The following is a 12,815-nucleotide window of genomic DNA, read 5'->3' as shown; positions in this document are numbered from 1 at the left end:
TTGATATAGACTAACTTTTTACTGCAAACTTCTTTTATTTACCTCATTGTGAGGAAGGTGATTCTTTTTATTTTTGGTTTAATTTAAACTATCTCAACTAACATCCTATTGTTGTGACGTTACTTTACCCTGGTACTTTGTGCATTTGGGAGCCAATTATAAATATGCCTTACATACCTAGAGAAAAAATAGATTATCAGTCCATTGGCTATCGACTACGAGCTTACCGTATAGCCTCTTCATTAAAAGCTGAAGATGTTGCAGAAAGCTTAGGTATTTCTCGTGCTGCCGTATATCGATTAGAAAAAGGCGAAATTGTTAAGATTGAAACTCTCGATAATCTTGCTAGATTATTAAATACTTCATTAACGAGTTTATTAGGTATTAATACCGAATATTACTCAAGTGCGAATGGTTTTTTCGAACGAATGCGCCAACTTGAGACTCAATCTTCACATATTTATACTCACTTCGAACCCTTTTCTTATTTATTAACTTCAGATTGTTATGATAAAACATTGGTTGAAATGCTAACAGAAGCATCACCTTTAAATCTTTTATCTGAAAAACAACAAGAAGTTTTATCTATTTTAAAAGAGCGTAAAAAACATCAATCCTTGCATTCACCTCATATTTATAACCTTATTAGCCAACAACAAATCGAGAAATTTCTTTATGTTGGTATGCTAGGTTCAGTTAATTTAACGAAAACATTGCAACAAGAAAGAAAACAGCGAGCAAAAAGCGAAATTCTTCATTTAATTGAAAAGCTAGAGCAAAAAAATAATTATCTTAATATTGCCATTATTTCAGATACTATGCCGTCTTTAACTTTCCAACTATTTTATCAAGATAAAGTACCTCTTTCTTTAGCCGTTAGCCCGTTCCGTTTAGGTGAATTTCCTAATGTCAGTACGGGCATTGCCACCGTAACTTCTTCAACTGAGGCGATATTTCAATATCAATCTCTCTTTGATAAATTATGGTTAAAAGCGACCAAAGGGGATGATGCAATTAACCTTTTAAAACAAATAGTCAGTCATTATTGATTTGCTAATGTACCTAATGTTTCTGCTAATAAATCTGCAGCGACAGCAATATCACTAAACTCGGTAAATTCATCAGGATGATGACTAATACCAGCAACTGAAGGTGTAAAGATCATCGCAGTTGGATAAAGCGACGCCATATTCATTGAGTCGTGGCCTGCACCACTTAACATGGTCATATAGTCGATATTGTGTTTTTGGCATAAGCTTTCAATAACTTGGCAAATTGAATCATCTAATTTAACTGGCGATTCAGCAGAAATTGGTTGAACATCAATAGCAACACCAAAATCTTTTTCTGCTTTTTCAACACTGTTATTTAAACGTTGTACAACACGCTGAATACTTTCAGTATCAATACCACGAATATCAACAGAGAATTTTACTTGTCCTGGAATGACGTTCATGGAGTTCGGAATAACGTTGAGTTTACCCACTGTACCTACAGTGCCATAAACGGCTTCAGTACAGGCTGCACGGTTGATATCGGTAATAATCCCCGCACTTGCCACTAATGCATCTTGACGTTGATACATTGGTGTTGCACCAGAGTGATCTGCATGACCATTAACAGTGACTGAAAAGCGTGTCGGTGCTGCAATACCATTAACAATACCAATGGTTTTCTTGTCATTTTCAAGGCGTTTACCTTGTTCAATATGAAGCTCAACAAATGCACTATAACGATCTTCTTTGACTAAACAACTATCCAAATTATCGTGCTGATAACCTAATGATTTCAAAACTTCAAAGAAGTTATTGCCATCATCATCTCTATTTTGCTCCCAGCGAGCTTTGTCAATTTTTCCTGTTAATACCTTACTGCCAATACATGAAAAGCCAAAACGGCTAGATTCTTCAGCACGAAAAACAACAAGCTCAAGGTCGCGTTTAAGTTGCTGTGGTTTGTATTGCATTAAGGCATAAAACCCAGCAATCACACCCAAGGCCCCGTCATAAGCACCACCTTGAGGTACGGTATCAAGGTGAGATCCAGTACCTACTGCAGGTAGTGAACGATCTTTACCTGGTAAGCGTGCGTAAAGTGTACCAATACCATCACGATAAACTTCAAGACCGGCTTCTTTCATTAAACCCGCAAGATACAGATGCGCGGCTTCATCTTCTTCGCCATAGGCAATACGAGTGACCCCTTTGACACTGTTATCTTTTTTATAAATTTGCATCGTTTCAATTAACGCTTTCATATCATTAATTGAATAATGAGTTGCTGTATCTTGTTGAGTCATAAGATAATTCTCCCGTGGTTTCTGTAATATCCCCTTGTCTAAAAAATGAGACAATTTAAGGATTAAAAAAGCCATCTTCAAAGATGGTCACTGTTTTTATGATCATTGCTTATTATATTTACTGCTGAAGCTATATTTCGTCAATGACAATTCAGGTGAATTTCATATTCTGTGAGATAGGTATTAATTAAAAAGAGATATATAGCGGGAGTATTTCTAAAATGAATTTAAATTGTATTATAAATGTTATAAAAGCGATCGCTTTTTATATTAAGCATATTTAAAATTATACTTTTAATTTAAAAATGAAAATAAGAATTATTATTAGTGGTGAATTTTTTATTTTAAAAATTACTTAAGTTATGATTTATATACTAATAATAAAGATGATTAAAAATATTCCTAACTTTTTTTATATTAATAAAGATATCAGTTTTTATATTAAATAATATTTATAACATTATCAGGTAAATGTTGGGTTTTTCTGTAAGTATCATAAATATCGTGTAAATATATAGAGGTATTTATATAAATTCAATTTTCCAATTGTTAAAATAGATAATGTCTTATCTTATATATCTGGGTTTATAGTCTATTTATTTTATTTTTTAGTTAAATGAATTTTTACTTCTCTAATAAGTAGAAAACCAAATATTCACTATTGATAAGGATTGTTAAGCATTACACTATAGTAGTCGATAATTCGGATGAGATATCACTTAAGTTTTTATTTTCAATAAGGATGTGAAAGAAATGACTGAGTATGAACTAGACTATAGTTATAGTGATGTGTATAGAGATACATTAAGAAGAGAATCCAGTTATTTAAGAAAAATAGCAATGAAATTTGCCTATCAATATATTGGTGATTCTTTTTCAAGAATGATGTTCTTAAATGATATAGAACAACTGATTGCTAGAACAGAATTAGAGGTAAGTAGTTATTGCTTAAGTTTATCAGCAGGATTAGATAATATCTCCGATGAAATTGAAAGGTTAGAGTTACAGGATAATTTACTAAAAAATCGAAGCATAATGCAATATGCGCTTTTTGAAATAATGCGTAAAAAAGAAGAAAGTGAGGAAAATAATAAATTAATACTCAAACAAGTAGGTTTTGTCAGCGGAGCAATGCAAATATATGGAGGGGGAGCTTCTTGTGTGGGATCTATCGGAACATTATGCAGTAGATTAGGGGTTGGAATGGTATCTCAAGGTGTAAATAGTATGATTGAAAATGGATATTATTTATTATTTATTATTTAGAGAGGAATATAGTGGACCTGTAAAAAACGGATATAGAGCAGCATTTAAAGCTTTAGGTTATGGCGATAATGAAGCGGATATATTTTATAATGTGGTTGATTTAAGTTTATTTGGTGCATCACTACTAAAACCAGTTCTTAAAGAAGATACATGGAAGTTATTTCATTATATTAAGAGTGATTTTATAACATCATGGAAAACTATGGATAGGGTGCCTCTTATTTCAGAGATTTTTTTGACGGTATGGCTATTTATTCTACATACGATTTATATGAAGAGGAAAATAAAAGTGAATAATTTTGATGTGTTATCACCTTTTCCTTTGGGCTGGTTGGGGATTTTTCTATTTTATCTATCTTCATTATTTTTATTTTTTATTTTATATAAAACTCAACTCTATATTCTTTGTAAAAAAATAGATTTTTAGATCTTATTTATCTTGCAGTTGTTGGTTTATGTGGAAGTTGTTGTCTTATTATATTCAAATTTGATGATAAATTTTTTATTAGCGAATTATTTATAAGTTCTGGTAATAAAGATATTATTCGCTATAGCTGTCTTTTTTTTGCACTTTACCTTTGTATCTCACTAACATTTGGCAAAAAAAAGTAATTTATCATATTGATATTTTATGAAAAATAAATTTAATTAATGGTGAATAAAGATATTAAATTCACCATTAAATTTTTACTGATTAACTTAGTTCAGAAATACTATATCCAGACGTTCCTGCCATTATATGGTTACAGGTAATACTTTCATATTGTATAGTGATAATTTCGCTAGGTAATGAATTACTTTGAGTTAAGGTACTTGCATGTATTTGTGAGTAATTGACAATAGAAGCATTTGTTAAAACAATCGTCATATATTTCTCTTGGGCGCCGGTATGAGAAGTTCTATAGTAATCAATTTCACACTTTAAAATTTCGTTATTTGTAATTGCCGTAATTAGTAATGGTGTTGATTTATCAACATGTTTGGTTATAGAAAGAGGGGCATGACTTAAATTTTGTCTTCTTGATATATCAAATGTGGACGCTATAACTAATATTTCATTTAAGTGAGAGCTTTGGTATTTATTGCCAAGTGAATCGTAAGAAGAGCATCCAGCTGAAATATTTCCTTGAACATTTCCATTTATTCTTAAATAAATATTATTAGACATTAATTATTTTCCTTTTTGTATAATTAAACTTCATGTTCACCTAAAGCCAAATTTATTCTAATGTTAATTACATTAGATTAATTTAAGAATTCATTATATTAAAAAGAGAATAGATTGCTATCTAAATACTATAGCAATTCACATGAAGTAATTATTAGATATCAGAAGCATAAAGAAAAAATAATATTTTGAGTGAACAAGTTAAGAATCAAGGTAGCAAGGCAGACTTTAAGAAAAGGAAACTCAAAAACTTATAAAGCGCAGAAAGCAAAAAACCAGCCCTAAGGTTGGTTTTTCTAAAGATGTAGCTCGAACTCGGAATCGAACCAAGGATACGGGGATTTTCAATCAGTTATGAGAAAAATATATTTGGCATCTGTCACTGATAATACTTTATCAGGTAACTTATATGCATGTAATTTCAGTTATTTCTACAAAAGGTGGAGAAGGTAAATCCACTCATTCTGCAAATCTTGCAGGAATATGTGCTGATGCAGGGTTAAAAACACTGCTTATTGATGCGGATTACGCACAGCCAACCGCTTCTAGTTATTACTCTTTACTTTATGAGGCTCCTTGCGGTCTCTATGAATTACTAATGCAAACAGTAGATCTTAATCATCCAGAGCGATTAATTTCTCATACTTGTATTGGTAATCTCGATCTTATTATCTCTAATGATCCTCATGAACAATTAAAAACGGCCATGATGCATGCTCCTGATGGTCGAATTCGTCTGCGTAATCTATTACAACACCCACTTTTTACTGCTTATGATGTGATTATCATCGACTCACAAGGTGCTCGTTCTATTATGTTGGAATTGGTACTACTCGCAACTAACCATATTGCTGTTGCGATGGTTAAGCCTGTATTGCCCGATGTTCGAGAGTTTTTGCGAGGAACGGTAACACTAATGGAAGAACTGTTACCGTATCAAGGTTTTGGTATTGAATTGCCACCGATGAAAATTCTGATTAATTGTATGGATTATACAGTCTTAGCAAGAAAAGCCCTTAAGGCACTAACTGCGATTATTCATAACAGCTCATACAGTCAAAAAAAATCCCACCTATCTCATTACTGCAAACCCAAGTTTATGATCTCGATATTTACAAATTAGGTCATAGCAAAGGACAACCGGCACATCGCCTAGAGTATCAAACAGATCGCAAAAGTTTACCTGCTGCACAAACAATGCATAACTTAGCTTGTGAATTATTCCCTCAATGGGAAGCGCGTTTCGATTTGGTTTTAAAGCATCAACCAAAGGAGAATGCACTGTGAAATTTTATTGTGTAATACTGAATATGCCGAACTCCCTGTGTCGAGGTGATGATTTATTTAATTCATCACATATATTCAATGCAATGGGAGATAATAATGAGTAATCAAAAACAGAAATTACCTCATCATTCTATTCATGCCGAGCAAGCTATATTAGGTGGACTCATTCTTGATAATGAACGTTGGGATGATATTTCATCGATCATTTCTGCGGACTATTTTTACTCTCGCCCTCATAAAATTATTTTCTCTGCAATACAGTCATTATTTCAACAAAATAAGCCCGTTGATTTGATTACATTAACTGAATCAATGGAACAGCAATCTATTCTAAATCAATGTGGCGGTTTTGGTTACCTTGCGGAACTTTCTAAAAATACACCTAGCTCAGCCAACATTGTGGCATATGCAGAGCATGTCGCCAATTATAGCCAAAAGCGTCAATTGCTGGCATTAGGATATGAACTTGTCACTCAAGCGAGTGATGTGAGTAGTGATTTATCTGGACTGTTAGAACAAGCAGAAAAACGTATTTTTAATATCACTGAGCAACAACATTTAGATGGCAATGTGGATCTCCCTTCATCAATTGAAACCTTTCTCAATGAACTAGAGCAACGTTGTAGCAATGAAAATTTGATCACGGGAACACCTACGGGATTTGAAGAATTAAATGATATGACCTGTGGTTTCCAGCCTAGCGATCTAATTTTATTGGCTGGTCGTCCATCAATGGGGAAAACTGCATTAGGTCTTACTTTCTGTGAAAGTGCATTGAATGAATGTGTTGATAAAACTGTACAAATTTATAGTTTAGAAATGCCAACCACGCAGTTATTAATGCGCTTTACATCCATGTTAGGGCGAATACCTTTACAGCATTTGCGTAACGGCAATATGCAAGATGAAGATTGGGCAAGAACCAGCAACGCAATGAATGTATTGCTTGATGAATGGAAAGGGCGACTAATTATTGATGATTCAAGTTATATGACACCAACAATATTGCGCTCTAGAGTTAGAAAAAATATTCGAAAATACGGTTATCCCTCACTTATTTTAATTGATTATTTACAGCTTATGCGATGCCCAAATCAAGAAAACCGCACTCAAGAAATCGCTGAAATCTCTCGTTCGTTGAAAGCATTAGCCAAAGAAATGGGATGCCCTGTTGTTGCTCTTTCTCAACTTAATCGCTCATTAGAAAGTCGAGTAGATAAACGCCCTAACAATGGTGATTTACGGGATTCAGGCGCATTAGAGCAAGATGCTGATTTGATCATGTTTATTTATCGAGATGAAATTTATCACCCTGATAGCACAGAAAAAGGGATCGCTGAAATTATTTTAGGGAAGCAACGTAATGGCCCTATCGGTACGATAAAAGTGCAATATCAGGCAAATATCACACGTTTTGAAGATAGATTGAGTGGGCATTATGCAAGCTGAAAAAGTAATTTCTTTAGATGAAAAAATGCTTCAACGAGGTAGATCACCTAAACAGTTGGTATCAAAAAGTGTATTAACGGTAAGTGAAATACCGATAGTGTTGACTTTAGAGCAACTTCGTCCTAATCCAGATAATCCACGCACTTCACGTAATCCTAAATATGATGATATTAAAGCCTCAATTCGTGCTCGTGGTTTAGATTCCGTTCCTAAAGTCACCAAAGATCCTGATTGTACCGACGATATTTATATTTTTAGTGATGGGGGCAATACACGTTATGCCATTTTAACAGAACTCTATGCTGAAACAGGGGATGAACGTTTTCATTCACTTCAATGTATTGTGAAACCGTGGCCTGGTCGATTGCAATGTATGATTGGACACCTTGCTGAAAATGATATGCGTGGAGAGTTATCTTTTATTGATAAAGCATTTGGCATAAAGAGTACGCACACAATTTATGAAGAACAACTAGGTCGTGAAGTAAGTCAGCGAGAGCTATCCGAACTTCTCAAAAATACGGGATATCCTGTTCATCATTCCAATATCAGTCGAATGTTTGCAACAATTGAATATCTTTATCCTTGGATCCCCAATTTACTGAACTCAGGGATGGGAAGGCCTCAAATTACGCAGTTAATAGCATTACGGACATTGGCTGAAAAAGCATGGAAAATCTTTACTCAAAAGATAGTGTTATCACCAAAGCAAAGCTTTAATGATGTTTTTGGGCAAGTTTGTCACTCTTTTGATAATGCTGAATATTACTCAATAGAACTTCTAAAAGATGATTTGATTAACTCATTATTAGAGGTTATTCCTGATCCTTCTATTACTTATGAGAATTGGTTGATCGAGTTATCATCTAAAACTCAAAGCTCTTCTTCAGAGATTATCACTACGTCAATTAGGGATGATTATCACCAAGAAAACCAGCCTATTAAGCAACCTGAAAAATCGAGAACAAAAAAGCGAGAGATAAAACAAGAGCCTCAATCTCAAGCTATGCCTACTGTAAACGAATTAGAGTCTGTCACAGATATCTGGCATATCTCTGCATTACACGATGATATTGAGCATCTTCAAGATATTGCCTTTCGTTTAGCGTTTGAACTAGCCGAAGTGATGGGTGTTGAATCTACCATTCAAGAAAATAAATCAGCCTTAAGTGCTGGGTTTTCGCTTTCACACAATACTCAAAATGGACTTTTTGTCGCTTTAAGTGGTGATGAATCGAACACAACTTTAGCGCCATTTATGGACGCATTAATAGGAAATGAGAATTTACTTGGTGAGCCGTTGTTTGATGATGCTTACACGATGAAATTTCTGCGATTAATAAGGATTACTCGGCGATTACGCGAATTACAACGAAAAAATTCTGCTGAGATAAATGAATGAACCAACCAATAGTATCAAGGCTGATTGTGTTGTTATGTTTTGTTGTTTGGACGATCAATATTGTGATGATTTATGGAGGAATAACACAATGAATGCACTATTAACGGAAATCGTGATGAAACTAAAAGCAGGAAAAATTCGTCACATTGAATCAATGGGATTAACACTGGAGGAGATACAAGCGCTCGATAAATTGACGGTAGAAGATCTCTATTATCTTGTGAATACTCCTGTGCCATTTCTGACGTTAAATATCAATCATTGCAATTTTAACATGATGTTGAAACAAGCTCAGCAAGAGCAAAAACGGATCAAGTATATGAGTCGAGCATTAGCATTACAGGGTTCTATTGAGTTAATGCAGCACTTTTTTGGGCTTACTGCGATTGAGGTAAGTTCTCGACGTCGATTGGTAGGCATTGTTGCTAAACAAGGGCGCAATATCAATCCAACGGAAGAGCAGGAATTATTGATATGGCAACAATGGAAAATAGCAGAAATCCAGAATATTGATTCATTAGAGGCATTAGAAGTGATGATGGATATTGCTGAGCAACAAAAAATTCCGCTTGCTGTCGTCTGGTCACTAACTAAAGAGTGGAGTGCAATCTGATGGCAACTATGCCGGTCGATAATATTATTCAACAAACACTAACAAAGATGCAGGATCGGATTGAGCAAAAGGCGCAATCTGGCGATATGAGTAATGAGCAAAGTGGATTGCTGTTTTTAGGTAATGTACATGATGCTATTCCTCGTCGGCTATTTTTAGATAGCCGATTATCGCCATTAGATAAAATGGCTTGGGTCATGATCAGACTTTATGCTCAACAGAATGAGGGGGCTATTTTTCCAACCTATGATGAGTTACAAAGCCAGCTTGCATTACCTCATTCTGATAAAGCATCCCGAGAAACAATCAGTAGAGCCTTGTTGATGTTACGATTAACCGGTTGGCTAAGTTTATGCAAAAGAGTCAGAGATAAATCAGGACGTATTCGAGGTAATATTTATGCACAACATGATGAACCATTAGGTGTGTTTGAGTGTGAATATTTTGATCCCAGTTGGCTTGATACCGTTGCTCAAGCATGTAGCCATAGCAATAAAACAGTACGCTTAACAGCAATTGCCGTTTTACAAAGTATCAAAACCGAGAAACTAATGCGTCACCGACATGCTCGTGTCGCTCTTATCGAAGCGCGTTTATCATCACCACAAACACCACAACAAATGGTGACGGAAAAGCAGAAGAAAACAACCTCTTCTAAAATCGAACTCAGTTCAAAAATCCCTAGTTCGGAAACCGAACTCAGCAATGAAAACACCACTAAAATACCAAGTTCGATTTCCGAACTAAGCCGTAAATCAAGGGATTGCGACCCAGTTCGAAAATCGAACCGTTACGTACGTAGTTTTACACAAAGTGTAAAAGATACGTATACAGCAACAAACTCAGAGCTGTTTTGGTCAACTCAAGTCACTGAACGACTCAATCCAGAGGACAAAATGATGCTAGAGAGACAACTCAAGGCATTACCTGATGGACTAGGGCAACGGCTCCTTGATGATTTAGTCGATAGAATGAAAAAAACAACAGTCAGAAATCCCACTGCGTACCTGTTAGCCAACCTCAAACGCGCCCGAGAAGGACGATTTAATTTGGGCAACAGCGCTACCGATAAGCCATTGGAACAAATACAGCCAAAGCCTCCTGAAACCGTGTTAGTGGCAGAAAAAAGAGTGATTAAACGTGCAAGAAGAGAATATGTGTCAGGAGTTATGGCAGAGCTTAGGGAGGCCTATTTTAGGTAAGGAAAGGAGTGTTGACAGTGTCAACATGTGGGAAAAAGAAGTGGTAATGATAAACAATATTTTAAGGAAAACGGTTTAATTTATTATTTAAAAACAAATTTATTGTTGTTTTCGATGTGGAATTTGTATGTAATGAATGGGTTCGTTGTCGGTATCTTTATGTTTTAATTGGTTTATGTATATTATTTATAATAATTAAAGGTGTGTTATTTATAGACTTATCTTTTGCCAAGCCGGGAATTATTAACTGTCCACTTCTTATTAATTAATAAGAACGCTGAATTAAAAAATTTAAATGTTCATATTGAGGAGGCTTATTTTGTTATACAAACAAATATCTAAAAAGAAAAACGAAAATGTTGACTATGGTGCTATCAAAGCTTAAAAGAACGAATTGCTCCAGCGTTTTCAGCATGCTAAGAAGAAAGCAGAACAAGATAATCAACTTGTAGTGAAATAAATTTAATTTAGTAGACCTTTGAGGTTACTGTGAATAGCCACTAATTCCTAGCGATTCAACAACAAGGGGTAATGTAATGTCAGAGAAGCCAGACAAACATTAGATGATCTATAGATTGGTCGTGATACAAATGGAAAGGGTATACAGTTATATCAAATGCAGAATGTTACTTTATTTTGCATAGAGAAAATAAAGGCTCGCCCCATTAAGGGTAAATTTAGTTATTGGTGAAATAATTCTATTGCCTCAGCACATGTACAATTAACCCCATAGTTCATTATCACAATTGATAACTATCGACTACTACAATAATATTCGAAAGACTTACCATAGAAACTTCCAAAGCTCACTCCAGACCAAAGAGTATTGCGCTCCAATTTGGAGCTGAGTAGGTCACTTTTGAACTTATTATCTTCTGTGAAAATAAGTGCATTATCTTTGTAATACTCAGTGCTTGATAGCATCATTTGTCTAGTTTTGCAGTTCATATAAACATGTCTAATGGTCGCATCAAACTTAAATTTATTCCCAAAAGGGTCACTATAATCACTCAATTTATTCCCTTGATTAACATCAAAAAAAGGGGCATAAACAATACCATTCGTCTCAATATTCGGTTTTTGAATGAGGACCCACATATCTTCACCATTACCTATAATATGTTTTTTCCAAGGGGAGGAATGAACAGAAAATGAGGTGAAAATAATGAATGCAAATAAAATTAAAATGTACTTGTTTTTCATTTAATTTTCCTGTGAATAATATAGGTTGAATTAATTAATATCATAAATTATGTGAATGATAATATTCCCTTAAGATAGATTGGGCAATATTCGTTTTCCGAGAGTTAATTGATGTTTATATTAATTAACTATATTTACCTACTAAGTAGGAAATGTAAGTTTGATAGAGAAGAAGTTTGTACTAAATTGATTGAGATTTGAGTTTATATAACCGTTTATGGAGTTGTTATGAAAAAACCTAAAGTTACATGTGATTTAATCCTTGACCCATTTGCTGATTATAAAATGGAGTGGTGTCATGACCAAACTATTAGGAATTTCGAATCAGTCAAAGGATGGATTTATATTGGTTTAGATAATTGTGTACCTAACCGAGCAAAAGTAGGCCTGACAATGGATGACCTAGGATCTAGATCCTCTTGTTCGGGTAATCCTGATTATTTTTTGTTTTGTGCATTTAAATGTAAGCATGACATAACTAGCTCTCAATAACGATGATAGAGGCTGATTTGCTAACAAGGCTAGACCTGTATTACACAAGAATTAGGCATTTTGATTCACAAAGGTTATCTGAATGGTATGGTGGAATTGATACTCTGGTATTTTTACAGAGTGTTCCACAACATCCTATATACATACCATCACAATTATTTTCTTGTTAGCCAATTTGAAAATGAAGCAGAGGGTATTGAGGGGAATTTTCTTGATTGTATATTTAATGATATCTATACAATAGAGCAAGAAATGTTCTTTATAAGAAATATTCTAGAATGGTAATTCACGTTCATCCAATTTTAACGTACCAGGTTTTGGTTGTCTTATAAGTTATAATATTTCGGACGCTTAAAAATAATATAAAAAGAGTGTCTATTAATTCGATATTTTCAATTAATAGACACTTGTTGTCTGATAATGATTTAGGAGAC

11 protein-coding genes and 1 pseudogene are annotated in these 12,815 nt (G+C 34.3%); 9 read left to right on the top strand and 3 right to left on the bottom strand.

From position 1 onward, the window contains the following. Positions 1–164 precede the first annotated feature (164 nt). On the top strand, positions 165–1,049 hold the full coding sequence (locus GWI68_RS00235; protein ID WP_072070687.1) for a helix-turn-helix transcriptional regulator: 885 nt from the start codon (positions 165–167) through the stop codon (positions 1,047–1,049). Here GWI68_RS00235 and GWI68_RS00230 read toward each other — a convergent pair. Continuing rightward, positions 1,043–2,299: a M20 family metallo-hydrolase gene (locus GWI68_RS00230; RefSeq protein WP_166539052.1), complete on the bottom strand. Its 1,257-nt coding sequence runs from the start codon at positions 2,297–2,299 to the stop codon at positions 1,043–1,045. The two genes, GWI68_RS00235 and GWI68_RS00230, sit on opposite strands and share 7 nt — an antisense overlap. Positions 2,300–3,052: 753 nt before the next feature. Between GWI68_RS00230 and GWI68_RS00225 the strand changes: the two genes are divergently transcribed. After that, entirely contained in the window at positions 3,053–3,565 is a 513-nt protein-coding gene (locus tag GWI68_RS00225) for a DUF4225 domain-containing protein (protein ID WP_166539051.1), read from the top strand. Then, a complete protein-coding gene (locus GWI68_RS00220) occupies positions 3,537–3,992 on the top strand; it encodes a DUF4225 domain-containing protein (protein ID WP_166539050.1) in 456 nt (151 codons plus the stop codon). Before GWI68_RS00225 ends, GWI68_RS00220 begins: the two co-directional genes overlap by 29 nt. A gap of 267 nt (positions 3,993–4,259) precedes the next feature. Here GWI68_RS00220 and GWI68_RS00215 read toward each other — a convergent pair whose 3' ends face one another. Beyond that, a complete protein-coding gene (locus GWI68_RS00215) occupies positions 4,260–4,733 on the bottom strand; it encodes an Hcp family type VI secretion system effector (RefSeq protein ID WP_166539049.1) in 474 nt (157 codons plus the stop codon). 409 nt (positions 4,734–5,142) lie between these two features. Between GWI68_RS00215 and GWI68_RS00210 the strand changes: the two are divergent. The 5 genes and pseudogenes from GWI68_RS00210 (at position 5,143) to GWI68_RS00190 (ending at position 10,686) form a co-directional block, all read left to right on the top strand. Further along, a pseudogene (locus tag GWI68_RS00210) lies at positions 5,143–6,020 on the top strand (ParA family protein). A 96-nt stretch (positions 6,021–6,116) separates the two neighbouring features. Next, on the top strand, positions 6,117–7,469 hold the full coding sequence (gene dnaB-PI, locus GWI68_RS00205) for an SPI-7-type island replicative DNA helicase (RefSeq protein ID WP_166539048.1): 1,353 nt from the start codon (positions 6,117–6,119) through the stop codon (positions 7,467–7,469). Then, the gene (locus tag GWI68_RS00200) at positions 7,459–8,871 is read left to right on the top strand and encodes a ParB family protein (RefSeq protein WP_166539047.1); all 1,413 of its coding nucleotides are present in this window, start codon (positions 7,459–7,461) and stop codon (positions 8,869–8,871) included. Before dnaB-PI ends, GWI68_RS00200 begins: the two co-directional genes overlap by 11 nt. 88 nt (positions 8,872–8,959) lie before the next feature. Continuing rightward, positions 8,960–9,484, top strand: coding sequence for a DUF2857 domain-containing protein (locus GWI68_RS00195; RefSeq protein ID WP_166539046.1), 525 nt, complete (start codon positions 8,960–8,962; stop codon positions 9,482–9,484). After that, positions 9,484–10,686 (top strand): STY4528 family pathogenicity island replication protein, encoded by a 1,203-nt coding sequence (locus GWI68_RS00190; protein ID WP_166539045.1) that lies wholly within the window; start codon positions 9,484–9,486, stop codon positions 10,684–10,686. Before GWI68_RS00195 ends, GWI68_RS00190 begins: the two co-directional genes overlap by 1 nt. Before the next feature lie 753 nt (positions 10,687–11,439). Here GWI68_RS00190 and GWI68_RS00180 read toward each other — a convergent pair. After that, positions 11,440–11,889 (bottom strand): hypothetical protein, encoded by a 450-nt coding sequence (locus tag GWI68_RS00180; RefSeq protein WP_166539044.1) that lies wholly within the window; start codon positions 11,887–11,889, stop codon positions 11,440–11,442. 228 nt (positions 11,890–12,117) lie between these two features. On the opposite strand from GWI68_RS00180, the gene GWI68_RS00175 reads away from it, so the two are divergent. After that, on the top strand, positions 12,118–12,381 hold the full coding sequence (locus GWI68_RS00175) for a hypothetical protein (RefSeq protein ID WP_166539043.1): 264 nt from the start codon (positions 12,118–12,120) through the stop codon (positions 12,379–12,381). Positions 12,382–12,815 lie beyond the last annotated feature (434 nt).

Source organism: Proteus sp. G2669 (assembly GCF_009915245.1).
Lineage (GTDB): Bacteria > Pseudomonadota > Gammaproteobacteria > Enterobacterales > Enterobacteriaceae > Proteus.
Note: the sequence above shows the minus strand (reverse complement) of the source record. Positions and strands in the feature narration are given on the sequence as shown.